Source organism: Prochlorococcus sp. (assembly GCF_965655815.1).
GTDB lineage: Bacteria > Cyanobacteriota > Cyanobacteriia > PCC-6307 > Cyanobiaceae > Prochlorococcus_A > Prochlorococcus_A pastoris.
Genome location: NZ_CBFHHZ010000003.1, coordinates 105,550 through 131,368, shown reverse-complemented (window position 1 = coordinate 131,368; position 25,819 = coordinate 105,550). Strand labels below are relative to the sequence as shown.

44 protein-coding genes are annotated in these 25,819 nt (G+C 26.4%); 27 read left to right on the top strand and 17 right to left on the bottom strand.

Features of this window, described 5'->3' with window-relative positions:
• Window positions 1-43: 43 nt before the first annotated feature.
• From ACTF45_RS05665 to ACTF45_RS05645, 5 genes are all read left to right on the top strand, one after another.
• Window positions 44-217: a hypothetical protein gene (locus tag ACTF45_RS05665; protein WP_288347055.1), complete on the top strand. Its 174-nt coding sequence runs from the start codon at window positions 44-46 to the stop codon at window positions 215-217.
• 62 nt (window positions 218-279) lie between these two features.
• Entirely contained in the window at window positions 280-675 is a 396-nt protein-coding gene (petP, locus tag ACTF45_RS05660; RefSeq protein WP_438949518.1) for a cytochrome b6-f complex subunit PetP, read from the top strand.
• A gap of 85 nt (window positions 676-760) precedes the next feature.
• Window positions 761-1,750, top strand: coding sequence for an ABC transporter ATP-binding protein (locus ACTF45_RS05655; protein WP_288347051.1), 990 nt, complete (start codon window positions 761-763; stop codon window positions 1,748-1,750).
• Window positions 1,751-2,542 carry an ABC transporter permease gene (locus ACTF45_RS05650; RefSeq protein ID WP_288347049.1) on the top strand — a complete coding sequence of 264 codons (792 nt, stop codon included), beginning with the start codon at window positions 1,751-1,753 and terminating at the stop codon, window positions 2,540-2,542.
• The gene (locus ACTF45_RS05645) at window positions 2,539-3,333 is read left to right on the top strand and encodes an ABC transporter permease (RefSeq protein WP_288347048.1); all 795 of its coding nucleotides are present in this window, start codon (window positions 2,539-2,541) and stop codon (window positions 3,331-3,333) included. The genes ACTF45_RS05650 and ACTF45_RS05645 overlap by 4 nt, the downstream gene beginning before the upstream one ends.
• A 3-nt stretch (window positions 3,334-3,336) precedes the next feature.
• On the opposite strand, the gene ACTF45_RS05640 is transcribed toward ACTF45_RS05645, so the two are convergent.
• The 3 genes from ACTF45_RS05640 to ACTF45_RS05630 all read right to left on the bottom strand — a co-directional run bounded on the left by ACTF45_RS05640 (window position 3,337) and on the right by ACTF45_RS05630 (window position 5,130).
• Window positions 3,337-3,627 (bottom strand): hypothetical protein, encoded by a 291-nt coding sequence (locus ACTF45_RS05640; RefSeq protein WP_288347046.1) that lies wholly within the window; start codon window positions 3,625-3,627, stop codon window positions 3,337-3,339.
• Window positions 3,603-3,830 carry a hypothetical protein gene (locus tag ACTF45_RS05635; protein ID WP_011132613.1) on the bottom strand — a complete coding sequence of 76 codons (228 nt, stop codon included), beginning with the start codon at window positions 3,828-3,830 and terminating at the stop codon, window positions 3,603-3,605. The genes ACTF45_RS05640 and ACTF45_RS05635 overlap by 25 nt, the downstream gene beginning before the upstream one ends.
• A 487-nt stretch (window positions 3,831-4,317) precedes the next feature.
• Complete coding sequence (locus tag ACTF45_RS05630) at window positions 4,318-5,130, bottom strand: sulfite exporter TauE/SafE family protein (protein WP_288347044.1); 813 nt, start codon at window positions 5,128-5,130, stop codon at window positions 4,318-4,320.
• Between the two features lie 138 nt (window positions 5,131-5,268).
• On the opposite strand from ACTF45_RS05630, the gene ACTF45_RS05625 reads away from it, so the two are divergent.
• Window positions 5,269-5,610 carry an HNH endonuclease gene (locus ACTF45_RS05625; RefSeq protein ID WP_288347043.1) on the top strand — a complete coding sequence of 114 codons (342 nt, stop codon included), beginning with the start codon at window positions 5,269-5,271 and terminating at the stop codon, window positions 5,608-5,610.
• Window positions 5,611-5,691: 81 nt separating this feature from the next.
• On the opposite strand, the gene ACTF45_RS05620 is transcribed toward ACTF45_RS05625, so the two are convergent.
• Both ACTF45_RS05620 and ACTF45_RS05615 read right to left on the bottom strand, forming a co-directional pair.
• Window positions 5,692-5,886, bottom strand: a complete 195-nt coding sequence (locus ACTF45_RS05620) for a hypothetical protein (RefSeq protein WP_288347042.1) — start codon at window positions 5,884-5,886, stop codon at window positions 5,692-5,694.
• A gap of 10 nt (window positions 5,887-5,896) precedes the next feature.
• A complete protein-coding gene (locus ACTF45_RS05615) occupies window positions 5,897-6,298 on the bottom strand; it encodes a hypothetical protein (protein WP_438949517.1) in 402 nt (133 codons plus the stop codon).
• A gap of 176 nt (window positions 6,299-6,474) precedes the next feature.
• Here ACTF45_RS05615 and ACTF45_RS05610 point away from each other — a divergent pair, with 176 nt between their 5' ends.
• The 7 genes from ACTF45_RS05610 to rpsU all read left to right on the top strand — a co-directional run bounded on the left by ACTF45_RS05610 (window position 6,475) and on the right by rpsU (window position 9,068).
• On the top strand, window positions 6,475-6,696 hold the full coding sequence (locus ACTF45_RS05610; protein ID WP_288347039.1) for a hypothetical protein: 222 nt from the start codon (window positions 6,475-6,477) through the stop codon (window positions 6,694-6,696).
• A gap of 35 nt (window positions 6,697-6,731) precedes the next feature.
• Window positions 6,732-6,956, top strand: a complete 225-nt coding sequence (locus ACTF45_RS05605; protein WP_036930301.1) for a hypothetical protein — start codon at window positions 6,732-6,734, stop codon at window positions 6,954-6,956.
• Between the two features lie 223 nt (window positions 6,957-7,179).
• Window positions 7,180-7,683 carry a josephin gene (locus ACTF45_RS05600; RefSeq protein WP_438949516.1) on the top strand — a complete coding sequence of 168 codons (504 nt, stop codon included), beginning with the start codon at window positions 7,180-7,182 and terminating at the stop codon, window positions 7,681-7,683.
• A 75-nt stretch (window positions 7,684-7,758) separates the two neighbouring features.
• Window positions 7,759-7,944 carry a hypothetical protein gene (locus tag ACTF45_RS05595; RefSeq protein ID WP_288347035.1) on the top strand — a complete coding sequence of 62 codons (186 nt, stop codon included), beginning with the start codon at window positions 7,759-7,761 and terminating at the stop codon, window positions 7,942-7,944.
• 1 nt (window position 7,945) lies between these two features.
• Window positions 7,946-8,341 (top strand): phosphoribosyltransferase, encoded by a 396-nt coding sequence (locus ACTF45_RS05590; RefSeq protein ID WP_288347034.1) that lies wholly within the window; start codon window positions 7,946-7,948, stop codon window positions 8,339-8,341.
• Window positions 8,338-8,802 (top strand): nucleoside 2-deoxyribosyltransferase, encoded by a 465-nt coding sequence (locus tag ACTF45_RS05585; RefSeq protein WP_438949515.1) that lies wholly within the window; start codon window positions 8,338-8,340, stop codon window positions 8,800-8,802. Before ACTF45_RS05590 ends, ACTF45_RS05585 begins: the two co-directional genes overlap by 4 nt.
• 89 nt (window positions 8,803-8,891) lie before the next feature.
• Window positions 8,892-9,068: a 30S ribosomal protein S21 gene (rpsU, locus tag ACTF45_RS05580; RefSeq protein ID WP_002806486.1), complete on the top strand. Its 177-nt coding sequence runs from the start codon at window positions 8,892-8,894 to the stop codon at window positions 9,066-9,068.
• A 139-nt stretch (window positions 9,069-9,207) separates the two neighbouring features.
• Here the strand turns inward: rpsU and ACTF45_RS05575 are convergent, their stop codons facing one another.
• The gene (locus ACTF45_RS05575; protein ID WP_438949514.1) at window positions 9,208-9,540 is read right to left on the bottom strand and encodes a helix-hairpin-helix domain-containing protein; all 333 of its coding nucleotides are present in this window, start codon (window positions 9,538-9,540) and stop codon (window positions 9,208-9,210) included.
• Window positions 9,541-10,052: 512 nt separating this feature from the next.
• On the opposite strand from ACTF45_RS05575, the gene ACTF45_RS05570 reads away from it, so the two are divergent.
• On the top strand, window positions 10,053-10,658 hold the full coding sequence (locus tag ACTF45_RS05570) for a uridine kinase family protein (RefSeq protein ID WP_438949513.1): 606 nt from the start codon (window positions 10,053-10,055) through the stop codon (window positions 10,656-10,658).
• Here ACTF45_RS05570 and ACTF45_RS05565 read toward each other — a convergent pair.
• The 3 genes from ACTF45_RS05565 to ACTF45_RS05555 are packed head-to-tail and all read right to left on the bottom strand — an operon-like array spanning window position 10,642 to window position 12,905.
• Window positions 10,642-11,805, bottom strand: coding sequence for an NAD(P)-binding protein (locus tag ACTF45_RS05565; RefSeq protein WP_438949512.1), 1,164 nt, complete (start codon window positions 11,803-11,805; stop codon window positions 10,642-10,644). The two genes, ACTF45_RS05570 and ACTF45_RS05565, sit on opposite strands and share 17 nt — an antisense overlap.
• A 13-nt stretch (window positions 11,806-11,818) precedes the next feature.
• Entirely contained in the window at window positions 11,819-12,637 is an 819-nt protein-coding gene (locus tag ACTF45_RS05560) for a hypothetical protein (protein ID WP_438949511.1), read from the bottom strand.
• Between the two features lie 34 nt (window positions 12,638-12,671).
• Window positions 12,672-12,905 carry a hypothetical protein gene (locus tag ACTF45_RS05555; RefSeq protein ID WP_288347025.1) on the bottom strand — a complete coding sequence of 78 codons (234 nt, stop codon included), beginning with the start codon at window positions 12,903-12,905 and terminating at the stop codon, window positions 12,672-12,674.
• 180 nt (window positions 12,906-13,085) lie between these two features.
• On the opposite strand from ACTF45_RS05555, the gene ACTF45_RS05550 reads away from it, so the two are divergent.
• Window positions 13,086-13,490: a hypothetical protein gene (locus tag ACTF45_RS05550; RefSeq protein WP_438949510.1), complete on the top strand. Its 405-nt coding sequence runs from the start codon at window positions 13,086-13,088 to the stop codon at window positions 13,488-13,490.
• Window positions 13,491-13,494: 4 nt separating this feature from the next.
• Here ACTF45_RS05550 and ACTF45_RS05545 read toward each other — a convergent pair whose 3' ends face one another.
• Window positions 13,495-14,193, bottom strand: a complete 699-nt coding sequence (locus ACTF45_RS05545; protein ID WP_438949509.1) for a peptidase E — start codon at window positions 14,191-14,193, stop codon at window positions 13,495-13,497.
• Between the two features lie 20 nt (window positions 14,194-14,213).
• On the opposite strand from ACTF45_RS05545, the gene ACTF45_RS05540 reads away from it, so the two are divergent.
• The 4 genes from ACTF45_RS05540 to ACTF45_RS05525 all read left to right on the top strand — a co-directional run bounded on the left by ACTF45_RS05540 (window position 14,214) and on the right by ACTF45_RS05525 (window position 15,863).
• Window positions 14,214-14,675, top strand: coding sequence for a GNAT family N-acetyltransferase (locus tag ACTF45_RS05540; RefSeq protein ID WP_288347022.1), 462 nt, complete (start codon window positions 14,214-14,216; stop codon window positions 14,673-14,675).
• Window positions 14,676-15,102: 427 nt separating this feature from the next.
• Window positions 15,103-15,258 carry a hypothetical protein gene (locus tag ACTF45_RS05535; protein WP_288347020.1) on the top strand — a complete coding sequence of 52 codons (156 nt, stop codon included), beginning with the start codon at window positions 15,103-15,105 and terminating at the stop codon, window positions 15,256-15,258.
• 88 nt (window positions 15,259-15,346) lie between these two features.
• Entirely contained in the window at window positions 15,347-15,667 is a 321-nt protein-coding gene (locus tag ACTF45_RS05530) for a DUF3303 domain-containing protein (protein ID WP_288347019.1), read from the top strand.
• Between the two features lie 22 nt (window positions 15,668-15,689).
• On the top strand, window positions 15,690-15,863 hold the full coding sequence (locus ACTF45_RS05525; protein ID WP_288347018.1) for a hypothetical protein: 174 nt from the start codon (window positions 15,690-15,692) through the stop codon (window positions 15,861-15,863).
• Window positions 15,864-16,078: 215 nt separating this feature from the next.
• On the opposite strand, the gene ACTF45_RS05520 is transcribed toward ACTF45_RS05525, so the two are convergent.
• Complete coding sequence (locus ACTF45_RS05520) at window positions 16,079-16,345, bottom strand: hypothetical protein (RefSeq protein WP_288347016.1); 267 nt, start codon at window positions 16,343-16,345, stop codon at window positions 16,079-16,081.
• 106 nt (window positions 16,346-16,451) lie between these two features.
• A complete protein-coding gene (locus ACTF45_RS05515; protein WP_288347014.1) occupies window positions 16,452-16,589 on the bottom strand; it encodes a hypothetical protein in 138 nt (45 codons plus the stop codon).
• A 219-nt stretch (window positions 16,590-16,808) separates the two neighbouring features.
• Between ACTF45_RS05515 and ACTF45_RS05510 the strand changes: the two genes are divergently transcribed.
• The 7 genes from ACTF45_RS05510 (at window position 16,809) to ACTF45_RS05480 (ending at window position 22,408) form a co-directional block, all read left to right on the top strand.
• The gene (locus ACTF45_RS05510) at window positions 16,809-17,189 is read left to right on the top strand and encodes a DCC1-like thiol-disulfide oxidoreductase family protein (RefSeq protein ID WP_438949508.1); all 381 of its coding nucleotides are present in this window, start codon (window positions 16,809-16,811) and stop codon (window positions 17,187-17,189) included.
• Between the two features lie 108 nt (window positions 17,190-17,297).
• Window positions 17,298-17,483: a hypothetical protein gene (locus ACTF45_RS05505; RefSeq protein WP_288347012.1), complete on the top strand. Its 186-nt coding sequence runs from the start codon at window positions 17,298-17,300 to the stop codon at window positions 17,481-17,483.
• Window positions 17,484-17,526: 43 nt separating this feature from the next.
• A complete protein-coding gene (locus ACTF45_RS05500) occupies window positions 17,527-17,832 on the top strand; it encodes a hypothetical protein (RefSeq protein WP_438949507.1) in 306 nt (101 codons plus the stop codon).
• 140 nt (window positions 17,833-17,972) lie between these two features.
• Entirely contained in the window at window positions 17,973-18,689 is a 717-nt protein-coding gene (locus ACTF45_RS05495) for an MBL fold metallo-hydrolase (protein WP_438949506.1), read from the top strand.
• Window positions 18,690-18,954: 265 nt separating this feature from the next.
• On the top strand, window positions 18,955-19,125 hold the full coding sequence (locus ACTF45_RS05490) for a hypothetical protein (RefSeq protein WP_288347009.1): 171 nt from the start codon (window positions 18,955-18,957) through the stop codon (window positions 19,123-19,125).
• 70 nt (window positions 19,126-19,195) lie between these two features.
• Window positions 19,196-21,805: an aminopeptidase N gene (pepN, locus tag ACTF45_RS05485; protein WP_288347008.1), complete on the top strand. Its 2,610-nt coding sequence runs from the start codon at window positions 19,196-19,198 to the stop codon at window positions 21,803-21,805.
• Between the two features lie 441 nt (window positions 21,806-22,246).
• Window positions 22,247-22,408, top strand: a complete 162-nt coding sequence (locus tag ACTF45_RS05480; protein WP_288347007.1) for a photosystem II reaction centre N prot — start codon at window positions 22,247-22,249, stop codon at window positions 22,406-22,408.
• A 16-nt stretch (window positions 22,409-22,424) separates the two neighbouring features.
• Here ACTF45_RS05480 and ACTF45_RS05475 read toward each other — a convergent pair whose 3' ends face one another.
• The 3 genes from ACTF45_RS05475 to ACTF45_RS05465 all read right to left on the bottom strand — a co-directional run bounded on the left by ACTF45_RS05475 (window position 22,425) and on the right by ACTF45_RS05465 (window position 24,157).
• Complete coding sequence (locus tag ACTF45_RS05475; RefSeq protein WP_288347006.1) at window positions 22,425-22,622, bottom strand: hypothetical protein; 198 nt, start codon at window positions 22,620-22,622, stop codon at window positions 22,425-22,427.
• Window positions 22,623-22,724: 102 nt separating this feature from the next.
• The gene (gene purT / locus ACTF45_RS05470; protein WP_438949505.1) at window positions 22,725-23,897 is read right to left on the bottom strand and encodes a formate-dependent phosphoribosylglycinamide formyltransferase; all 1,173 of its coding nucleotides are present in this window, start codon (window positions 23,895-23,897) and stop codon (window positions 22,725-22,727) included.
• A gap of 17 nt (window positions 23,898-23,914) precedes the next feature.
• Window positions 23,915-24,157: a lectin subunit alpha gene (locus tag ACTF45_RS05465; RefSeq protein ID WP_288347004.1), complete on the bottom strand. Its 243-nt coding sequence runs from the start codon at window positions 24,155-24,157 to the stop codon at window positions 23,915-23,917.
• A 150-nt stretch (window positions 24,158-24,307) separates the two neighbouring features.
• Here ACTF45_RS05465 and ACTF45_RS05460 point away from each other — a divergent pair, with 150 nt between their 5' ends.
• On the top strand, window positions 24,308-24,787 hold the full coding sequence (locus ACTF45_RS05460; RefSeq protein WP_288347076.1) for a glutathione peroxidase: 480 nt from the start codon (window positions 24,308-24,310) through the stop codon (window positions 24,785-24,787).
• Between the two features lie 119 nt (window positions 24,788-24,906).
• Here the strand turns inward: ACTF45_RS05460 and ACTF45_RS05455 are convergent, their stop codons facing one another.
• Together ACTF45_RS05455 and ACTF45_RS05450 are read right to left on the bottom strand one after the other, a co-directional pair.
• Window positions 24,907-25,323 (bottom strand): hypothetical protein, encoded by a 417-nt coding sequence (locus ACTF45_RS05455; protein ID WP_288347003.1) that lies wholly within the window; start codon window positions 25,321-25,323, stop codon window positions 24,907-24,909.
• A gap of 48 nt (window positions 25,324-25,371) precedes the next feature.
• Window positions 25,372-25,764 (bottom strand): hypothetical protein, encoded by a 393-nt coding sequence (locus tag ACTF45_RS05450; RefSeq protein ID WP_288347002.1) that lies wholly within the window; start codon window positions 25,762-25,764, stop codon window positions 25,372-25,374.
• Window positions 25,765-25,819: the final 55 nt, after the last annotated feature.

Genomic DNA, 25,819 nt, shown 5'->3' with positions numbered 1-25,819 from the left:
TATATCGAATTAACGAATAAACTAGATATATAAATTAAAGTTGATGAATAAAATTTCATTCTCTATGCAGGAATTTTTACAAAAAGATCTTAGTTCAAGCTTATTATCAATTTCAGTATTATTGGGATGGCTAGGAATAAGTTTTGTTTTCCTAAGAATATTAGCGATAATAATAAAAAAAATATTAGAAGCCGTATTCAAAAACTCTAATAAATAATAACAAGAACTTATATTTAATTATCACAATAGTAAATTTTTTATAGGTATAATAACTTATAAATGATGATACTAGATAAAGTAAAAATAGGAAGCACGGTTAAGGTTAATCTAGAGCTTTCAAAAGATAGATTAACTAAGGAGACCATTGAAGCAATAAACATTTCATCAGAATGCACTATAAGTGATTTCAAAATTACTGATGGTATGGGTATTGGAGTATTTTTAAACTTATCAAATGGGAAAAATGAGTGGTTTTTTGAGAATGAAATTCAAATTCTTGATGAGAATGGCAACATAATAGAAAATGAAGTAAATAAAAATAAAATTTTAGAAAATAATTTTATATTGAATGCAGTTAATAATATTAATTACGAATCTAAGTTTAAATCCAGTGAACTTTTAAACCCGATTAATTTTGTAACTTGGCTTGTTGTTTCATTAAAAGATATTTTTTAATTGATTTTAATATTCAACTAAATAAATAAATTTAGATTTTTAAAATTTATAGAATCCAAAATTAAAACTTACTTTTTTAAATAATATGGAAGAGAATATTATTCAGGTTGAAAATTTATCAAAATCATTTGATATTTCATCAAAAGAACCTGGACTAAAAGGTACACTAAAGCATTTTTTTAAAAGAGAAACAAAAAGTATTGAGGTTATAAAAAATATAAATTTTGGAATAAAAAAAGGAGAAATAGTAGGTTTTCTTGGGGCTAATGGAGCTGGGAAAACAACCATTCTTAAAATACTCTGTGGTTTAATTCACCCAAGCCAAGGTCGGTTATCGGTAGCAGGTAACCTGCCTTATAAAAGAAGGTCTAATTTCCTGAAAAATATAACTTTAATAATGGGGCAAAAACAACAGCTAATTTGGGATCTTCCTCCAATAGAATCTTTTTACTTAAATGCCGCAATTTATGACATAGAAAAATTTGAAGCTAAAAAAAGAATTAAAAAGTTGTCAGATATGCTTGAAATTGAAAAGGAGCTTTATATACCTGTTAGAAAATTATCTTTAGGTCAAAGAATGAAATCAGAATTATTGGCAGCTTTAATACATAAACCAAATATATTATTTTTAGATGAACCGACACTAGGCCTAGATGTTAACTCTCAAAGGAATCTTAGAAAATTCCTACAAATTTATAATAAAGAAACAGATGCAACAATTTGTCTAACTAGTCATTACATGAAAGATATTACATCTTTATGCAAGAGGGTATTATGTATTCACGAAGGTTGTCTTACATATGATGGGCGACTGGAAAAACTATTAAAAAAAATATCTCCTGTTAAAGATATCCTAATAATTTGCAAGACGGATAAAGATGCTATAGAACTAAGCAATTCAGGATTTAATATTAAAAATCAAAATCAAAAAGAAATTACAATAACAATTAAAAAAGATTCTATTAAATCTACTTTAAATAATATTCTTAAAAGATTTGAGATCGAGGATCTATATATAAATGAGCCTCCTGTTGATGAAATAATTGGGAATATTTTAGTCAAGGAAAAAGTATAAATGTTTAATTTAAATAAAAATAAGCTAATAACATTATTAAAAGTACAGTACTCAAATATGTTGGAATATAGAGTAGAAATAGCTTTATGGGCAATATCAGGAATAATACCTTTTTTTATGCTCAATATATGGACAAACAATAACTTAAATGAATCAATTAACTTAAGTAATGTAATGCTCTCAAGATATTTTTTGAGTGCGTTCTTTGTAAGGCAATTTTCCGTAGTTTGGGTTGTTTTTACTTTTGAAGAAGACGCTCTCTTGGGTAAAATTTCCCCATATTTAATTCAACCTTTAAACCCATTTTTTAGATACTTTGCTCAACACATAGCAGAACAAATAACACGCTTCCCTTTTGCCATAATAATTGCGTTAATTTTTTTTCTAATAAATCCAGAAAGTATATGGATACCAAACTTAAGTCTATTTTTATTAGCATGTTTTTCTACATTTTTCTCTTTTCTAATTCAATTTCTGATTCAATCAATTATTGCTTGCTTCTGTTTTTGGACAGAAAAGGCTTCTTCAATAGAAAGATTGTTATTTATCCCAACTTTATTCCTTTCAGGACTTTTAGCCCCAGTAATATCATTCCCAGAACATGTGAAATCATGGATATACCTAACCCCATTCCCTTACTTAATTGATTTTCCAGCAAATATATTATCTGGGAATAATACAAACATAATTTCTGGATTTTTTATGCAGATATTTTGGATTTCAGTTCTTTTCCCCATATTTAAAAGGACTTGGTCTCTGGGAACAAAAAAATATACAGCGATGGGTTCATGAAAATAAAAAAATATATAAAAATTTATTCATTATTTTTAAGTACTTCTATAGCCTCAGAATTGGAATATAAGACTAACGTAATAATTGACTTTATTACTGCGATTTTAAGCTTAGTAGGGAGCGTATTTTTATTAACTATATTTTTCCAAAATACTGATAATATCGGAGGATGGAATTTTGAACAAGCCTTAATTATTCAAGGAATATATACAATTTTAAATGGGATTACTAATACATGGTTCAATCCAAATCTTACAGAAATAGTAAAACACATAAGAGAAGGAACCTTAGATTTTGTTCTTCTTAAACCCTTAGATAGTCAATTTTTTATTTCCTTAAATAAAATAGCACCGTCAGGATTTTTAGAAATAATATTAGGTTTTGCTCTACTATTTTATTGCATAGGTATTAATCAAATAAATATAAACTTAAGTTTTTTATTATTATGCCTTACAACATTGTGTTGTTCTATTGTAATTCTATATAGCTTATGGTTTTTAATCTCAACAACAACAATTTGGTTTGTAAAAACATGGAATGCGACAGAAGTCTTACGTTCTTTTCTTTATATAGGAAGATTTCCTTTAAATTCATTTTCATTCTCTTTAAGGATATTTTTTAGTATTTTTGTTCCAATTGCATTCATAACGACAATTCCCTCTGAAGTTTTCCTAGGTATTGCATTACTATGGGAAATATTATTAGAAATATTTGTTGCTATAATATTTTTTTTAGTTTCAAGAAGATTTTGGTTATTTGCCCTAAAATATTACACTTCAGCTTCTAGCTAATTTTTATTTAACAATTTCTCGACATAAATCCCACATTTTTTGCTTAGTATTTAAGTTAGTTAATTTTGATAGTTTTTTGAAATTTAATGATGACTTTTCAATGGTAAGTAGACTACAAAGATAATTTATTTCATGATATCTTGAAATCGTTCCAAGTTTAATTGAAACATTAGAAAAGATTACTATTAATGAAAGAAGAGCAAATATTAATAAGAAAGAAAAAGAAGAATTCCTAAGGTCATCATTTTGAGTTTTAACTTCGAATTTCATTATTCCATAATGTGCTGAGGACACTTAATAGCTGCAATAGCAATTGCCGCGACTTTAAAATTATCTGATTTCTCAATTACTTTTTTAACTTCTAGTGGACCAAACTTCTCACTTGCATCACTATAAGAAAGAAGTAAAGATTTATAATTATCATGACCTACATTTCTATATTCACAGAAATTATCTCCAACATAATTTAATAGTGTAAGTAAAGTTAATTCAATCATTAAATTTTAATTTATTAATCACTTTTACGAATAATACATTGTACGGAAGCTTTAACAAGCTTATAAAGATAATAAATTTCTAAATTTAAATTTTATTATATTGAATAAAGCTCATAATATTACAAAATATTATCTCATTTGCAAGACTCTTTAAAATTTCATTTAGTAAGCACTATCTGTAGTGTCGTAAACCCACCAACAACGCGCTACCGATGGGGGGGGTTGCATTTTTATTTAAATTGGATTAAAAATAAGGTTCCCCATCACTTGGCCTCGCAATTGTGAGGCTTTTTTTTTACGTAATGATATTCGGGGAGGACAAAATAAATTTGGTATAAAAGTATTTTTTAATACAACTTCAATCTAAAAAGATAATTAATGTTTTTTTAAAATATTCTTCAAATGAATTTTTCACTATTAACAGCTACAGCAGCAGTGGGACTTTTTTTAACTACAACAGCTGTTCTAGCATTTGCCATAAGTTAATTTATATCAAAGAACCAATTGACTTTACTAACAAACTAACTCCTACAAGCAGGCATACAACTGTAAATGTATTTTTAATAAGTTTATTCCCTTTTAAATTAGACATATGAGCACCAAAATATCCCCCCGCAAAAGATCCCAAAATAAGAATAACTAATATATTTGTAGGTACATTACCAATTTTGCTGAGAAAATAGGCCCCTATAGAATTCCAGAAAATACCTACTGTAAAAAAAGTTAAACTAACAGCTCTAAGAAAATCCATCTTAAAAATATTAATTAATAAGAAAGTTACTAACAAACCAGTTCCTGAAGAGACAGAACCGTTAAGGATTCCAATAAAAAAAATAGGAATAATAAACTTTAATTCTATTCGGTAATTGATAATATTATCTGTTGAATTCAAACCTAAACTAGGTTTACAAAAAGAGTATATAGCTAAGACTATTGAAATAAATCCTAATATTAAATATAGATATTGCTCAGAAAGGAATTTCACAATATATGAACCCAAAATAACTCCTGGGGTTCCAAAGAATAAAATTTGCCATAAAACAAAAATATCATTTCTAATATATTTTAAATTTCTAATTGATCCACCTAAACCCAAAGCAACCGTAGCAACTTTATGAGTAGCAAGAGCTTGATAATAAGGTAAACCAAATAAAATCAAAGCAGGTAATTGTATTAATCCAGCACCGCCACCAGAAATGGCTGAAAATGTATTTGATAAAAAAGAAATTAAAAAGATTAAAGCTTTGTTATAAAAATAAAAATCGCTATCAATTGTTAAATATAAAAAAATTATTAACATTTAATATAATTCTTACTTTAAAAAAGTTTCTTCAATTATTAGATATTAACATTACATATTTATAAAATAGTTTGAAATTTTAAGTATCTTCAGAACTCAAGAAAAACTGTTATTATTAGAGCAGTTATCAAGACGTTCATGCATAAGCAAGATGCAATTTACCTTGATCAACTTTGCCCTAAAATTAGCAATAAAAACTGGAGAGATTCTCTACATAAATTAACGAATAATACATGCATTTATTGCGGTAATCCATCCGAATCTCTTGATCACCTATATCCAAGGTCAAAAGGAGGAGAAACTAACACAAAAAATTGCGTTCCATGTTGTTTATCTTGCAACGGAAAAAAATCTGATATTGAAGTACTTAAATGGTACAGGAGTCAAAAATTCTATGATCCAAGAAGATCAATGGCAATTAGAGCATGGTTTAATAATGATTTAAAGTTGGCTTCTGTTTTATTAAATTACATAAAATAATTTTTTTTTAGTTCTCTTTAAATTAATTAAAGTAATCTTTTATGGAATTTAATTCAAAAGATTATTTAAATATTATTTTTATTATAAAAAAATAGATTTTTTCAACTCGACTAAATCATTTTTAAAGAAAAAAATGGTAGAAAATTCTTCCTTCCACATTATAGGGGATTCAATAACTTTACTTTCTGGAGATTTTACTGAAAATATCAAAGCAAAAACTACGATAATAGTGCCTAAAAGAATTATTATTAAATTTTTATCCGAAAGATTATTCATAAAAAATTTTTTAACTAGATAATTTCTTATCAGGAGTTGTCTTATCATAGATTTCTAAAAAATATGAATTAAAATAATCTATTCCTTCTTTGCCGATTAATCCAAAAGACCAACCGCAATCGTTTATAACTTTTATAGAAATTTGATTAGCCAAATCTTCTTTTTCAATCCATTTTTTTTGAGGATTATATGAAAATGAAACAATATTTTCGGTTTTAACTATAGCGGATGTCATGGCTTCATCCTTGGACAATCCATTTTGTATTGCATTACAAAACTTCTTTGAAAAATTTTTTGATATCCTACTCTGAAGAAGACTTACTGTGGGGTCAGAAGTATGAGATGCAAATGAACTTAAAGGAGATAAGAAAACAACGGCGAAAAATACAAAGCTAATTAAAAGTCTAGACAATTCGCTTTTTCTATAACTATCAATATTATAAATAATAATATTTAAATATTTACAAACTTAAATAGTAAATAAATTTCTTTGAAATAGTTTTAATTTAGATTTCAATTTATTAAATAAAAACAACTATCGATGGAACTTAGTAATAGTATTTATTAAGTAAATTTCGTTTTTATTATATGGATCATTTATTATTGACACTTCTTTTCTTTCCCGATTGGACAAACGGATTACCTTCTGATTTTTTAATACTCCATTTTTTTGTTGGGGCTGTGATTTTTCCATTTAACATGATACACGCTAGAGCAAGAAAAATTGATGCTAAAAATCCTGAGGAGGCAGCAATAGGATATAAAAATTCAAATAATACAGCTTACTATGGTTATGAAGAAGTCAACTAGATGCAAATAAAAGTAGTTAATTAATTACATTTTTAATGAAAATATTTTTAAAATCAGGGATAGATCTCAAAATCTTTAGCCCTACCGAACCTATTGGGATTATTATCTTATTTATAGGTTTGATTTTCAGTGGAATGATCTTTTATATTATTTACGCTGTTAGCACTAATAAAGAATCATTAGAAGATACAAAAATAAGAACTGAAAGAGAACTTATTCAACAAGAGAAGATTGGAAAATTGTTTCCTAAGAAAAAATAGTCCTTAGAGTTTTATTTTGAAGTAACTTTAGGTTTATATAAATTACTAATTGATCAAGTGGGTCATTAAACATTAATCTTAACTCTTTTTTGCTAAACATCGTAAAACCTAATAGTATCTATACTTTTTCAAAATCGCGAGAATAATTTTAATATGATTTAGTGGTAAAGCTATTTTATTTTTTGTTCTTTAATGTTAAAACTGAATAGAGAGATTATTATTTTTGGAAAATAGATATTTATTTCTGTTTTTAGCTAGTGGAATAGTAAATGATGAAGGTTTTTGGCTGATTGGAGTCAAAAATAGTGACTTAAAAATACTTGATGATGAAACTCTTTTGGAATGTCATAGAAAAGAACTAATAGGACATGAATCAGCTAAAGATATTCTTAATGCAATAAACTTGAATTTAGATAATTTAATGAATGATTTAAAAAATAATGATTTCTCATTAGATCAACCTCCAAAAGGGATTTCATTTAATATTCCATTAAACTTTTTAGAAAGTATATTTGATTTCTGGTTAGAAAAATATAAGGATAAGCAATTATGGGAAATCTGTCTTGGTCTTCTGAAAATCAGAAGAAGAGTATCATTATCAAATTTAATTAAGAGCGAGAGCATAACAGGAGATTCAAAAAAATATGCGATGGAAATCGAAAATCTACATAAATATCAGCCAAATATGATAAAAAATAAAGGTTCAAATGAGCCAATGTGGAAATAATTTCATATTACTGAAATAAAAATGTTTACTTATTTAATATTCAAGTAAAAATAAAATATATTTATAAATAAAAATATGAATAAACCATATTCATTTAATGAAGAGCAAATGAATGGAATTGTTGAAGAAATATATACAAATATAGTAAAAGAATGCGAAAAATTAAAAAAAGACACAAATTGTCCTAACGAACAAGTAGTAGCCTTATTAAGTGTAATTGCCTCAAACTTTGCTCCAATAATTGAACATAAAAAAAATTAGAATGACAAAGTATTTTACATGGGGCGAATTTGATAAGAGTGTTGATTATATTGCTAATCAATGCAAAAAACTTAAATTATCAGGAATATATGGTGTTCCCAGAGGTGGCCTATGCCTTGCAGTGGCTTTGAGTCATAAATTAAATGTTAAGTTAATTGAAAAGCCCTTAAAAAGTTCACTTATAGTTGATGATGTTTATGAAACTGGGATGACGTTAAGTAATTTTAAAAATATTGAAGGTGTTAATTTCTTTGTCTTAGTTAGTAAAAAGAAACCTATTTGGTGGAAGACCGTAAATTTATCTCTTAAAGAAGAATGGATAGTATTTCCATGGGAAAATAAAGAAAATGAGCTTAAAGATGAAAAAGAATACAAAAGTAAAAGGAGGCTAAAGTGAATAAAAAGAAATTATATTTAGCTAATCCATATGGGTTTTCAAAACAAACTAAAAATCTATTAACTGAATTCATTAAAATATTTCAAAATTTAAATGTAGAAGTTTATGAACCTTTTGAGAGAACAAAGCATTTAATTACAAACAAAAATAATTGGGCTTATGACCTAGCAAAAGCAAATTTCAACGATTTAAAGTCATGTGATTGCATTTTTGCGATTGTTAACGGTAACCCTCCAGATGAGGGTGTAATGGTAGAACTAGGAATTGCTATTGCGCTTAATAAAGAAATATTTTTATTTAGGGACGATTTTAGAAACTGCTCAGATAGTGATCAATATCCTCTAAATTTGATGTTATTTGTAGGCCTATCTAAGGAAAGTTGGTCAAAGAATTATTTTGAATCCACAGAGGATATACTTAATCCAAAGAAGAATTTTCTTAATTGGGCAAAAAGAAAATAAGAATCTTCCAAGTTATTCTTAAAATATTGAGTTATAAAAATAATTAAAAGATGCGTTAAAATGATATAATTATGTTTATTTGGTAAATTTTGACTCAAGTTACTGTTGGAGAAAATGAGGGAATAGAATCTGCCCTTAGAAGATTTAAAAGGCAAGTCTCAAAATCAGGGATATTTGCTGATTTAAAGAGATTAAGACATCATGAAACTCCTATTGAAAAATATAAGAGAAAATTACAACAAAGAAGAAAAGCAAGAAGAAGATAATTTATAGGATTACAATTATTTTTAATTATTTAAATGCTGGAAATTTATAATTGAATATTAAGAAAAATTAGAAAATTCCTTGATTAACTATTATAAAATTCAATAGTTAATCAATATAAACATTAATGTTGATATTTTATTAATTAATATTCTTTAGTTTCTTAACAAGATTGATTCCAACTCCAGGAACAGCAAGAAGAACTTCATCTTTTGCAGAAGTAATTGACTTTGGAGTTTTAAAACCAGCCTTATAAAATGCTTCTGCACTCTTAGCTCCTACACCAGGAATAGCTTTAAAGGATTCTATTATTTTTTTCGAATCATCTTTCTTTGTTTTGGATTTAGAGGCCTTAGAAGACTTTACAGACTTCCTCTTGGTTTTTGAGACAGTTTTCTTAGGTAAAGGTATTTCTGTAGAGGTCTCGCTATTAAATAGGATTGATTTTAACTTACTTAAAAATTTAGTAATCATTTATTCAAAAATTAGATAATTTAATAAATTCTACATTTCAATAAAAAATAAATTAATTTTTTCAAACAATCAATGATAATTTTAAAAAGAAATGATAGAAATTAATTTTTATTTACATCTATATTAAGTCATATATTTATTTATGATGCAAGTTAAAAATTAAATGGGGAACTATATAAATATTTTTAAAGTTCATATTTAATTAATTGATCTAATCCAAGAATGAAATAATAAATTTATTTTTTGCAGTTTAATAATTCAAATTAGATATTTAATTGAAAATTAGGTATTTTTTATAATTTAAGTTAATAAAAAATCCTTTGAATTAATTTTACATATCCGTACTTTACTAAAAATAAATCCGAAATTTAATTTCTAAGATAAAAACGATTTCAATCATATTATTACGCTAAAACCATACCAAAATTAAAAAATAAATTGACTTATTATTTTTTTTTTACTTAACTATTATGAGATACATTTCTTCAATCTTATTCAACTGATTTTTGAATATGCAATTAATAGTTATTAGTGGACCATCTGGGAGCGGAAAAACTACACTATCCAAAAGGATTTTAAAAAAAATTAAAAATGGAATAATATTAAATACAGATAATTACTATAGAACAGGTATATTAAGTCAAATATTATCACGAACATTAACTTCGTATTTTGACAGAAAAATAAGCTTCAACTATGGATTATTTAAAAGAGATCTAGAATTTATTGTAAAAAACGGATTTTCTGATTTCTATTATGAATATAATTTCAAAATTAAATCTATAAAAAAAGTATATAAAAATACTAAAAATATAAGATTTCTTATTATAGAAGGAATATTTGGACAAGAAATATTAAAAACTCTTTCAAAAGAAAATTGCCTTTTAATTAAATTAAAAGCTAATAAACAAACTTGTTTGAATAGAGTAATTAAAAGAGATTTTTTGGAAAGAGGGAAAAGTAAAGATCTTGCAAGAAGAGACTTTATAAAAGCATGGGAATTATTTCATAAAAATAAAAAAAAATGTAATTCAAGAAATTATTTCAACACAATTGTCATTAGGAAGAAAAGTGATATAGATCTTATATTAAAAAAAATAATTAATATAGTGAACTAATCTTATAAGACAATTTTAAAGCACTCAACATTGCACCTTCAATCCTACCAAACCCTTCTAAATCGAACCAATCGCCACAAAAAGCTATATTATATTTGTCACAAACTTGCAAATTTTCAGGTATCCCTAAACCAGATGGTTGAGATGCTCTCCATATCATTATAGAAATATCCTGATAATCTATTAGTTTATTTATATAAGAATTTTCATCGAATATTTGATTGAATTTATCTAATAAGATATTTTTAAATTTCTTTTTATTATTGCATTGAAAATATTCAGTTATAAATTTTTTATTTCTAGTATGTAGGACAATTCCTATTTGATTATTAATTTGTTTTTGAAATATAATTCTTTCAAATTTAAATTTTTCTTCTAGAGGATTATTTAAAAGGAAATACCTAAATCTATTCTTATAGTTATCTTTATAACTATAATTGGATTTTGTATAAATCAAAAAAGTTAATCTTTGAACATATTCTTGCTTATTAAGAAGATTTAAAATTGTATCAATTTTTTTATCATTATTTATTGGAATAGCTTCCCTCAATGGTATTTGATTTATCTTCAAAATATCTAAAGATCTTTTATGTAAAATTAAATTACTTGAACATACAAGAAATTTCGCCTTAAATTTATAGCCATTTTTTGAGGTTAAAATCCAACAATTATTTTCATATTTTAATTTGACTATTAAAGTTTTAAAGAAAAAATCAACTTGATTTTTCAAATTATTATGATTAATTATATTTCTTGATAAATCAGTCATATAAGAGCTTGAGGTATAATTTTTGCAACTATGAAAATCGCAGATTATTTTTTTTTGATCTCTAGGATCTTCATATAATTCAATTAAATCAGAAGGATCTGATTGGATAATTTTTGAATCTAATAATTCCTGAATGAAAGCTTTCAACAACTGATTATTATTACTGTTACAAATATTGAAATTAGGGGAACCATGATTGAGTTGCCACCCACTATTACTAATACTGTTTCTTGTACTAGAACGTCCTCCAAGATTTCTACCATTTTCTATTATCGCAATTCTACCTTGGTAGCCATTTTTCAGATGAAACGATGAAAAAACACATGAAGATATGCCCCCACCAATAATCGCAATATCATAAAAAGTATCATTAATCATAATTATTATGTCGTTATTTTTTCATTAAAGAATGAATATCTTGTAATTTTTTTATTGAAGAACATTCAGTTTCAATTATTGGACAAATATTGTTATCAAGATAGATTTCAATTAAATCTTTTGTAAATGCGTAAAAATCATCTAGAGAATTAAGATACTTCTCTGAAATAAAAACCCCTTTCCATGGACGAAATTTAAATCGTGAAATAAATTCCTTTGATGGAATTAATAAGCTTCCGAAAATTTTCACATTTTTATCTTTACTATGAGATGTATTATTCAGAACAGAATCATTTAAAAAATTAATTTCTTTTTCAAGTAATTTAATATCAGTTCCAAATTGAAGCCAGATTGATTTAGTTAATCTACAAGAAAATTTCTTTTTTATTCTTTCTCTTTCTCCACAAATATTGTAATGATTTTTCAAGTAAGGGTTATAAGCAACTCCAATATTAAAATTTAAATTTTTTTCATTTTTAAAATCTTTCAATACATCTAATACTTCAAAGTTTTTTTTCTTATTAGATCCTGAAACTAGTAAAATTTCCTTATTTTTATAAAACTTACATTTTTTAATAAAATTTAAAAACTCTAAATATGAATATTCTCTATTCTTTGCATATTGATGATAAAGACTATAATGATATGTGACATCTAAATTTTTATAGTTTTCACCAATATATTTTATAGTCTCATTTAGGAAATCTTTTTTTATTACTCCTTTGCATGGGATATTGATTTTATTAATATTGTTGGATATGCAAAAATTAAGTTTATTTTCTAATTGAAAAGTATTTTTAAAAGATAATTCGAATCTTAAATCATTTAACATATTTCAATTATAAAAAATTTATAAGTAAAAAGAGTTAACGAAAGCATGCGTCAAAGACAACTCTCATTTTTGAATTATTATTTATTCTATTACCTTTTAATATGTAATTTGGAGAAACAGCTAAAGCAGCCTTAAAAGAGATTTGTTCTTTGGAAGATTTTTCAATTATATCTTTAAAGCATTTCCAATTGTTAGGTATAACTATCCCTGGCCAAGAGGTCCATAAACCTAAAACTAATCCTGATAATAATAAAAATGAATTTCTCATAAGTAAAAACATTTAACACATTATAAAAATAATTATATTTTGTGGAAAATAAAGATTGGAAGTACTTACAAAAAATTACCTTATAATTTTGTATTTTTATTAATACAATTATTCTTATTAAATGAAATATATGAAGAGGTCGAGGGGTTAGAATAATCTAAACAAGATTACAAAAAAAATATGGCAAGTCAGGATTATCTAATTGCAATTGCATTAATAGAGCAAAATAATGTCAGGGCTATGCCTTTAGGTGGAAAAGAGATTAAAGAAAAACTTGAAGAAGAAGGTAATTTAAATAAACTTGGGGAAGAAGTAATTCTAAATCTTCTTTTAAGAGTTTTCCAAAGAAGTGATGAAGGAGCTTTAAAAAGAGTATCCGAAGATAAAGGCCTACTATTAGTTCATATGCATCCAAAAAGAATGCAGAAAGAACTTCCATTTATAAAATCTGAATGGATAAGAGACGGCGATACAACACAATTTTTAAAATATTTAGGTAATCTATCAAAAGAAATATGGACAGCTTCTTTTATAAAATATAAGGGTCTGGAATTAGTATCAATAGCAAAAAACGAAGATATATAACTTTTTATATACAATCATAATTTTTAAAATATTCTTTAATTAATTCATTATTTTCGCTAGATATATTTATACACTTCTTTTTATTTCCAAAATTAATTGATACATAATTAAAATCATTTTTAATATGCAAGGCACAATTGCCTTCTATACAAATACAAGAATCAATTCTTTGGTTTTTAATTATTTTTTTAACGAAAGGTTCTCTTTCTTTTTCCTCATCATAATGAGGGCATGCTATACCCTTTATTATTCCCAAACAATTTATTATCTCTAATTTATCAGAGAAAGAGTCTGTAATTCCTTGATCAAACCAGCATATCGCGCCGGCACTGACACCACTCATTATTATGCCTTTTTCATAAGCAATTTTCAGAATATTATGCAGATCCCATTCTTTCCAAACCGCCAACATACTTTTTGTATTTCCTCCACCAACATAAATAATATCTTGGGATAGAATTTTTTTTTCCAAGTTTTCTGTTCTTGAAAAGAAATCAAGATGACTAGTTATACAATTTAATTTTGAAAAAGCTCTATAAAAATTTAATTTATATGAATCATTATCTCCTGATGCAGTAGGAATAAAGCAGATTTTAGGTCTTTCCTTTTTAACTAATGACGTAATATATTTCTCTATCTTAAGTTCACCTAAGGACCTTCCAAAACCTCCACCTCCAATTGCCACAATATTTTTATTTGACATTACAATTTGAACTCAACTCAATGAATTTAAAACAAATTACCCAAAAAGATCAACTTGATTTAAAAAAAATATATTTTGATTCAATAATTTCTATAGATGAGAAAATTTATACTTCAGAACAAAAAAGAGCTTGGGCAAGTCAAGCCTGGGATAATAAATATTTTAATTTATCCTTAAAGGAAGGTAAAGGATGGCTTATTAATGAAAGAGAGAAGATAATTGCTTTTGCCTCAAGATATCCAAATAAAAGAATTTCCCTTTTATATTGCAGAGGAGATTCACAAAGGAAAGGTTATGGGACAAAGTTACTTCAAAAAATAGAAAAGGAAGCAATAAAAGAGGGTTTACCTTGCTTAACAACAGAGGCAAGCTTAATTAGTTATAAATTATTTCTAAAAAATAGCTGGAAAATAATTCGTAAAGAAAAAATAATTATCAAGAATATAACATTTGAAAGATATAAGATGATAAAAAATTTTTAATTGCTTAAATAAAAAAATGAGTAGCAGAAGCAAAAAATTATTATTATTGCAAAGATCTCTTATTTGGTTTTTATATTTATTTTCAGGTTACATACTCTATTCAAAAAAAGGATATTTATTTTCTATATTTATTACCTTCGCAAAGGTAATTTATCCATTATCAATATTTTGGTTACAAATAAGGATAAAAAGGAGTGAAAAGTTCTTACCAATAGATTCAGCAATGAAAACATCCCAATTATGGTTTAATCTATTGCCTGTTCTAGCATCCTTTATTACCGTAGTCTTAAGTATATTAAATACAATTTTTTATCTCATAGATAAGGTTATATAGATAATAGGGCTAAAGAGAAAACACATTATGTAAAGAAAATTGCTATTTCAGATAAATTGCTTAAATTTTAAATAGTAATAAATTATTTTTTTCATGCAAAACATTACGTTTAAAGGAAATGTTAATTTTGATAATAAAAAGGATGAATTGAACGAAAATGAACTATTCTCTCTAAAAATTACTGACAGTTTATATAAAAAAGATATTGGAAAATTTCTAGAAATATTAGCGTCTCATTTCATCCCGTAAAAAAATTCTTATATGATGTTCAAATTAAAACAGTGCAAGAAATTAGTTTGTTTTTGACAGATAATAAAATCAAATTATAAAGAATCTAATGCAAATGTATCTTGCTGATTGTCAATTTCCAGATATTGATAATCAGGTTAAGGCCTATAAATTATTTGTAGAAGCATGGGAAAATGGTGAAATGGCCAAAGCTGACAAAACTGATAAATTTGAAATGCTGTTTAGAGTTCATGCTCCTGGAGAAGGAAGGGTAGTTTGTTTGTGTAAAGCTTTGAGTGACAAGGAAGTTTTTGAACATTTTGCTCCTTGGAGAGCTAAATTTGGAATTCATATGGAATTTACACCTGTGACCAGTTGTCAAAATATTGTCGACTACCACAAAGACTTATTTAAATCAATGAACCAATAACCTATTAAATTTATTTTTGGATGTGAAAAAACCTTTTTCAAATATTATTAATAAAGATAAAAATACATCTTTATCAAATAAACTTCCTAAAAAAGAGGCTAGTGAAAAATCAAAACCGTTAATAATTTTCGGAACTATTGTTTCATTATCTTCTATATTTTTGCTCCTTTATACAATAAATAACAAATTCGGCTGATATGAGTAATATACACAATTACTTTTATCTTATATTTGAATTATATTTGTAAAAATAACTAAAATTTATGGCATTTGAACAAGGTGGCATGGCTTCTGGCCTTCTGATTATCGCAGTTTCAATAGTTTTCGCTGCTGGATTTGGATTTTTAGTATTACATTTTGTACCCGGAACACCTTTCTAATAACATTATTTATTTATCAATTTGATAAAAATTATATGTTCACTGTCTCAAGATCTTGTACGGTGTTGTCTTCTTGTGTTTTGTTTTTGACTCTATAAGCATAAATTAGTGAACCTAGAGCAATAGATGTAGAGGCTAATATTCCTGAAATGAGTATCAATGCGAAGAGGCCACCTATCAAACCACCTTTTAATCTAAGTAAATTAGACTTTATTAGGAGAACTAGTAGAAAAAATGTAGTAGCTTTGAGAGAAGTAATTTTTATGAAAGCTAGAGGAGCAAAAGGGTTTAATAACATTTAAATTTTTTTATATTAACCACTCTAAAAAAAATTTCCAAAAACTGCTAAAAAAAAAGACTCAAAAAGAGTCTTTTGGAATTTTATTTAAAAAACTATTAATTATTTATTCCTCAGTATCAAATTTGCTGAGATTTGGTCCTGCAACTAAACCAACAAGCCCAAAGAGAACTAGAGAACCAATCCCAACACCTGCTGCCCAAGGATTAAAACCGCCTATGGCGAATGAAGCTAATAAATTCATAGATTTTTAAATACAATTATCTCGGAGATAGCATACAGAATTATTGCAGGGATTATACCTAAATTGAGACATTTCTTTGTAATTCAAAGGAGATTCGATCGAGAGACGGTTTAGTAGCTACATAAATAATTGAAAATTAAATACTTTAATTGTGAGTCTTTGATGCACTACAGGTCACTATTTTTTCACTTAAAATCAAATTATTGAAAATAAAACGTTATGAATGCAAATTTAACTTTTATATATGATGGAGAATGTCCTTTTTGTAATCATTTCGCAGAACTTTTAGAACTTAAAAGTAAAATAAATAAAATTTCTATTCTAGATGGTAGAAAAAATCCAAAAATAATTAAATCTCTTTTAGAGAAAGGTTATGACATAGATAGAGGAGCAATTCTTCTTAAGGGTGATGATATATTTCATGGAGCTGAAGCAATAAATAAAATATGTAATCAAATAAATAATCCATCTGGCAAACTTTTAAAGCTCTTATCAAATATCTTTAAATCAGACAAAAGAACAAATTTATTGTTTCCCTTCCTTGTAAGAGCGAGGAGATTAGCCTTGATTGCAAAAGGTGTACCAACTTCTTTGGTTTGAAAAAATGATTCACTCCAAATTAATAAATGACATATTTTTAAGCTTATTTGTGATTAGAAGATAATTTATTATTTCTTAGCTAGAAAGTATAAGTAATATAAAAAAATAATGATAGAAAACTTCAATCCATTTATTTCTTTAGGTGGTAAAGATGAGAAAATAAATCATATGGCAGAAGCAGCACTAGAGATGAATTTAACATGCAATGATTTAAAAAAAGATCTTGATTTAACTGATGGGGACGTTATTGATATGTTGCAATTAGTGATGGATGGGTTTAAAAATAGAAATTAAATAAATAATCTCACTAAAAAATTTAGTTTTCCTTAAATTTTTAATGAAAAGTATACAAATTGAATTTTCAAAATATGAGTCAGTAAATTCGTTATGGTCTGAATTGATAGAACATCATGGATTTGAAAGAGCTAAAAATATTGTTTCACAAGCTATAGATTTACAAAAAATGAATGGCGATAAAAATGTAACCATGCCAATTATATTTTCAGGGACTGGAGGATTAGCATTAATTCCTATTCAATCGTTAAAAGAAAAAAATTTAAAAAATAAATCAAAAGAAAATCAAGTACTTATATTTAATCTCAAAAAGAAATCATTTCAAATTTTAAATGAAGCTAAACATTAATAAATTTTTTGAAAACCATTAAATAAAAAATAAACCGAAAACATTTCCTGTCAGAACTAATAGATATGCAAACTCCATAAAAATTCTTTTCTCAATTTTTATAAATCTAATTTATAGTCTATTTAGACTACTTACTAATAATGACTTTTGAAGCCAAATATTTAGGTTCAAATGGTTGGTTAATCAAATTTGATAAAACCAACTTAATAATAGATCCCTGGCTTACTGGTGATTTAGTATTCCCTCCTGGAGAATGGTTTTTCAAAGGTTCACTAGACAATGAAATTTTAATTGAGGAAGACATTAATATAATCCTCTTAACTCAAGGTTTACCTGATCATTGCCATGTTCCTTCATTAAAAAAGTTTAAAAAAAATATTGATATCATCTGCCCCAATAGTGCAAAAGTAATTCTTGAAAAATTAGGTTTTACATCGATCAAAGTTCTCAAACCGTCCGAAAAAATTAAAGAAAAGGGTCTAGAAATAGAAGCTACTGCTGGTGCACCCGTACCACAAATAGAAAATGGATACATTGTAAAAGACGAAAAAGGAAAAGGTTTCTACATCGAACCACATGGTTATCTTGATGAAAGCATTAAATCACAAGAAATTGATGCTGTCATAACACCCATAATTAACCTTGAACTTCCAATGGTTGGATCTTTTGTAAAAGGCGCAGATATACTTCCAAAATTAATAAATACTTTTAATCCAAAATATGTACTTTCAAGTACTGCTGGAGGAGAAGCAAAATATACAGGCCTTTTAAACAGATTTATATCAGTTCAGGAATATGCAGAAGAAGTAAAATGTAATTTGGTAAATTTAAAAACTATGGATTCTGTAAAAATTTAGATATTTTTAATAAAGAAAATTTATAACTATATCGTTAGTGCTTGTAAACTAATAAAATAGAAAAAGATAAGGGTTATCTAAAATTTATTCGTTATTTTTTTCCACAATTTGTCTATTTGCACTAAACACGTCCTATTTTTGCGACAATATTAAGCTCGATTTAGTAATTAGAAATAATATTAATGGAGATTTCTCAATAGTTAAAACCATCTCTGAAATTGAACCTGGAGCATTTATTAATATAGATTGGAATAAAAAAAAGCTAATGCTACCATATTCTCTTAGAAAAGATTACTTATCATTTACGGACAGAAAATGGGATTGGAGATACGAAATAAATCAAGAGGGATTGGTAAAAGATAAAAATCCGATATTGTATGAGTTACTTCCATCTGGAGTAATCAAAGATCATATATGTCAATTAGGAGAAACCTAATAATTTTTATTTATCATGCACATAACACTTTTTAATAAATTATTTAGTTCAGAGGATTAATTAAATAAATATGCTTAACGTTTCAGACAATAAGAACAATAATCCATATATAAAACTGGATGATTATAAATCCTTTGATTATGAAATACCTAATATTTTTTTGGATTTCATAATTGAAGACAAAAGAGTAATTGTTAAAACCGAACTAAAATTGATCAAAAAGAATATTAATATAAATTCCCTTATTCTTGATGGTATAGATATATTTGTTGAAAAGATATATTTAGATGAATCTATATTAGAAGAAAATAAATATTCAATACAAAAAAATAGATTATTAATTAAACCCATACTTAAAGAAACTTTTACCTTGAATATTGTGGGAACAATTAAACCAAAGGAGAATTTTTCACTTTTAGGAATGTATGAAAGTAATGGAATTATTACTACGCAATGCGAAGCAGAAGGCTTTAGAAGAATAAGTTACCATTCTGATAGGCCTGATATTTTAAGCAAATACAAAGTAAGGATAGAGGCAAATAAGGAGGATTATCCTGTTTTACTCTCTAATGGAAATCTAGTAAAAGCGAATGATCTTGAACACAGAAGGCACGAAGTAATATGGGAAGATCCATATCCTAAACCCTCATATCTTTTCGCTTTAGTTGCAGGAAAACTGAACTGCATAAAAGATAACTTCAATACTAAATCTAATAAAAAAGTAGAAATAAATATTTACGTGGAAAAAGGTGATGAAAAATATGTACAACATTCAATCAATTCATTAAAGAAGTCAATGAAATGGGACGAAGAAAAATATAATCTTGAATACGATTTATCTTTATTTAATATTGTTGCAATTAGACATTTCAATATGGGAGCGATGGAAAATAAAAGCCTTAATATTTTCAACTCTAAATTAATACTCGCAAATGAAGAGACTACGACTGATGAAGAGCTAGAGCGTATAGAAGGTGTAATCGCTCATGAGTACTTTCATAATTGGACGGGAAATAGAATAACTTGTAGAGATTGGTTTCAATTATCCCTAAAAGAGGGTTTAACAGTATTTAGAGATCAGGAATTTACAGCAGATCTTCATAATCGCTCAATAAAAAGACTTGAAGATGCAAAATTCTTAAGAAAAGCACAATTTAGAGAAGACTCTGGTCCAACATCACATCCAGTGAGACCTGAAAAATATTTAGAGATAGACAATTTTTATACAACTACTATCTACGAAAAAGGAGCAGAAATAATAAGGATGCTTAAAACATTAGTAAAAGATAAAAACTTTAATAATGGTTTTAGTAATTTTATTTCTACTTATGATGGGAAAGCAGCAACTATTGATCAATTTGTTGATAAGATTTTAGAGAATAATAAAGAAATAAATATTGATAAATTTAAAACTTGGTATAAACAAAATGGGACTCCACTAGTTAAGTTTAAAAGAAAATGGGATAAAGAAAAACAAATCCTTAAAATACAAGCCTCGCAAATAAATTCAAATAAAAAAAATCTTTATAACGATTTACCTCTAATAATTCCTATTAATATTGCAATATTCTTGAATAGTTATGAAAAAATAAATAAGACACTTACCTTAAAAGAAAAGGAAGAAGAATTCACTTTTGAAAATATCAACTCCAAATTTGATAGCCCAATAATTTCTTATTTTCGAAATTTCTCAGCTCCCATTAAATGGGAAACAGATACTACATTTGCAGAGAAATTATTAATACTAGAATTTGAAACTGATTATTTCACGATATATGACACGATAAAAGGTATATATAAAAAAATAATTTGCAAAAGAATATATGAAGAACCCGATTTCAATATTGAAAATAAATTAATAACAACATTAAGATCAATAATAAGGAATAATAAAAGTATAAATTTATCTCTCTTATCTGAAATACTTAGTATCCCAACCTTCTCTGAAATAGAATCAGAGATCAAGAAAGTCGATCCATTAAAAATTTATAAAACTATTGACGACTTAAATTATCTTTTTGGTACTAAATTAAAAGTAGAACTACTGAATAAGCTTAAAGAGATTGATAAAAACATTACTAAAATATGGCCTGAGGGTAAGGATGAAAGAAAACTAATAGAAACAATATGGAGGTTACTTTTACATAGTAAATATGAAGGAATTAAAAATAAAGTAATTAGTTATATAGATAGTAATTCAATGACTCTTTCAAAAGCTGCTTTGAATGTATTCACAAGGATTAATTGTCCGGAAAGAGAATTAATTTCAAATATTTTTTTTAATAAATGGAAACACAATCCAGTCGTCTTAGATAATTGGTTCTATTTTAAAGCATCTATTGAGATAAATAATAATCAAAAAAATATTGAAGCTCTATTTAAAAATGAATATTTTGATGCCAAATCACCCAATACTTTAAGATCTATATTAAATGCATACGTAACAAGAAATTCATTATTCCACTCCACAGATGGATCAGGTTATAAATACATAGCAGATAAAATTCTAGAATATGACAAATCAAATCCAATAGTAATTTCACGTTTTTTAAAAATATTTAGTACTTTTAGGCAATATGAAAATCCTTATAAAAGAAATATAGTTAAAGTTCTTGATTACATTAAAAAAAATAATCTTTCACCAAATACAAGAGAAGTTATAGATGCAATTTTAAATTAATAATTATTCTATTTATATAAACTTATAAGTAGTATTATTAAAATCCCAATAATAATAAAAAGCAAAGATATCTTTTTAGAGATTATTATTTTAAAATTACTAAAACGATCTTTTTTATATTCTTTATTCCACTTTTTCTTTACGTAATTATTAGTTACAAATTTATTAGGTCTACCACAGAATAGGCAAGTAGGAGATGTAATTGAGATTAAATTCTTACATTGTGGACATTTTTTTTGCATCATAATTTTTTATTTTAGCAAATAATTTTTGAATATTTCTTATTAAGAAACCATATATAAAAAAATCTCTTAAGAAGAAAAATATTAAAGATTATTTATACATAATGTTTCGAGATTAATAAAATTAAGTTTCAAAAGAATACTCAATTAAAACTAATTAATAATGTGGAATATAATAAATTATTATTTTAATTTTTATATGTTTGCAATTGCATTAGGATTAGGTCCTTTAGAAACAATTACAATAGCAATATCAGCTACTGTTTTTATTGCTGCTTTCACATGGGTATCAATTAAAGGTGATTTAAGAGAACTTGCAAATGAACTAATTGATGATAATAATCAAAAAGAAGAAAATTAATTATTTCTATAAATAATTAATCATGTAGCCTTGGATAATCAATAATATGTCTTATCTCCTTAAGGGATGCTCCATAAATTCTATTACCATTTAAATTAACTCCCTTCCATTTTTCTTTTTGGTTAAAAGTATCGTTAATACTAGATTTATGCCCAAAAGAATGCTTATCATCCCATGTTAAAGTTATATCCCAACCTTTATAGTTTTCTATCATAGAAAAAAATAATAATACACTCAAATATTACATACAAAGACAGAAAACAAAAACGAAGGAAATAAGTAGTTTTTTTATAATATTTATTTAATATTCTATAAATTAGGAAATAATTTTTATTTTAAGTGCTGACTTGTCCGCATTTTCTCGAGCAATATTTAGATCATCATTTGTTGAGAGGACTACCCCCATTCTCCTTCCTTTCTTTGCCGTTGGTTTACCAAATATTAGAACTTTAGTATTCTCTAATTCTAATGCCTCGTTTAGTCCAGAATATGAAGGAGTATTAGATTCTTTATCTGATATTATTACTCTGGTTGCTGATGGCTTTAATAGTGAAATATTTGGTATGGGTAGATTTAAAAAGGCTCTTAAGTGCAATTCAAATTCGTTTATATTTTGACTAACTAAAGTGACCATTCCCGTATCATGAGGCCTAGGAGATAATTCTGAAAATATAACCTCTTTACCTTTTACAAAAAACTCAACCCCATATATACCCGAACCATTTAAATTATTTAATATTTTTGTTGTCATTTCTCGGGCTTCATTAATCAAGGATTGATTCATGTCCAATGGTTGCCAGCTACATTGATAATCTCCTTTGTATTGTTCATGACCTATTGGCTCACAAAATACATTCTCCCCACTATCTTTTCTAATAGTTAAGAGAGTAAATTCATAATCAAAATTTAAAAATTCCTCAAGTATTACACCAACTATTTTTCCTCTTGAATTTTTCAAGGCATCGTTCCAGGCTAAAATTAGATCTTCTTTCCTTTTAACTAAACTTTGACCTTTTCCTGATGAACTCATTAGAGGTTTCAGCAAAAGAGGGAAGCCAATTTCAGATGATTCTATTTCTAGCTCATCAACATTAAAAACATAACTAAATTTTGCAGTTTTTAACTTTAATTCTTTAGATGCAAGATTTCTTATTTTATCCCTATTCATAGTTATTTCAACAGTTCTAGCATTAGGAACGATATTTATTCCTTCTTCTTCCAATTCCTTTAAAGCTTCAATTGATAGAGCTTCAATTTCGGGAACTACAAAATCAGGTTTGAGTTCTTTTATCTTTTTTTTTAAAATTTCCTTATCACTCATATCTATGACAAAAGAATTATCAGCTAATTGCATCGCAGGGGCATTTTCGTATTTATCAATAGCTATTACTTCTAAGCCTAATCTTTTGGCTTCAACCACTAATTCTTTTCCAAGTTCGCCACTGCCAAGTAATAATATTTTCTTGGGAATAAATTTAAAACTGCCCATCACTAAATGAATTCATGTTAATTGTCATCGTCAGGTAGCTTGTTAGAGAGTTTATCTTCTCTTTTATTAGCTTTTAAACTAGACAAAAAAGAATTATTTCCGAACCAATCATTTTGCTTCATTCCTCTTGTAATTGAAGTTGAAATAGCACCAAGAAAGAAAAAACCCATCATTACCCAAAGGATTCGTTCTAGAGCAATTGAAGGCGAGAAGCCCTGTCCTGAATTAATAATTTCAGTAAGAGGGTCTAAGGGGTCCAAGTTGATTATTTAATATGTTTATTTAATTATATAAGTTTAGAAAAAACTTTTTACTAAAAATCACAAATAAAAATAATAACCTAAGAAGGTCTTAAACAACGCAAAAACATTTTTTCAATGTTATCTTCAAAAGATAAATTTATAAAACATATGGTAATAGAAGTCAAAAACACAACCGTTGTTTCAGCAAGTGGAGAAGCAAAAAAACTTGGCCAATATTCAGAAAATGTAATTTTGATAGTAAACGTCGCCAGTTATTGCGGTAATACTGCTCAATATAATGATCTCCAAAAGCTTCACGATAAATATTCAAAAAAAGGTTTAAGGATTCTGGCTTTCCCTTGTAATGACTTTGGAAATCAAGAGCCTGATTCTCTTACAGAGATAAAGAATTTTTGTTCTACAAAATATGGTGTTGAATTCGAAATTATGGAAAAAGTTCACGCGAAAGGTAATACTACTGAACCATATACAACACTAAATAATGTTGAACCAAAGGGTGATGTTGAATGGAATTTTGAAAAATTTTTAATTGGCAAAGACAGTAATGTGATTGCAAGGTTTAAACCTAGTATCCAGCCATTCGATGAAAATTTAATTGCCGCAATAGAAGTAGCATTAGATTCTTAATATGGAAATTATATAGAATTTCTTTTTAACCCAACAAAACTAATGGGCTCTAATTATTTCTGAGATTTTATAACTGAATAAATATACTTTAGGATCATTTATTCTTAATTTTCATTGTTTTAGCTTTTTTTGGATTTAGGTTTTTTCGTTTTTGTCTTTGCTTCTACTAACTCTTCTTTAACTTCAATTACCTCTGGTTTTTCTGACTTTGCTTCTACTAACTCTTCTTTAACTTCAATTACCTCTGGTTTTTCTGACTTTACTTCTACTAACTCTTCTTTAACTTCAATTACCTCTGGTTCCTCTGACTTTACTTCTACTAACTCTTCTTTAATTTCTATTACCTCTGGTTCCAAATCTAATTGCGATACTGAATTTAAATTTTCATTAGAAATTTCCTCTTTATTACTAAGAAGAAACTTTAATAAACGTTGGAATAACAACCAACCTTTTTCTATTCTTTTTGGGCCCAAAATTATAAGAACAATAACTGATATTACAAAAATTGCTGGAGAATTTAAACCTAAAAAATTCATCAATTTCAAACATTCTGAATTTACTTTAGTACATCATAAAAATTAAGGCTAATTATTTTCAAAAGTAGGTAAATAAAGCTCTCTATTTGAAGCAATAATACCTTCTTCTTTAAAGAAAGTTTCTAATTCTTTTAAATCGCTAATATTAATTTTATCTCCGCAGTTATCTAAAATATTATTAGAAGTAAACTCCCAAAGGTCATGTAAATATTGATCATCATCGGGAAAAGCTACAAATTTTAGATATGTATTATTTAAAGCATATTCACTTGCAAACTCGGAGTCTAATCCCTCATTTTTTGCATCACAAAATACTTTAGCAAACCTTTTACCTACTGAGGTTTGAGCACTGGACAAATCAAGACTTCCTTGAATTGCATAAACATTATTAGGAGCAATAAAAAGAAATATTGGAAGAAAAATTGATAATAAAAGGATCAAAAATACAGCCCAAATAAATTTTAACCTTACACAAGTTAGCAAAAATAGTAACTAA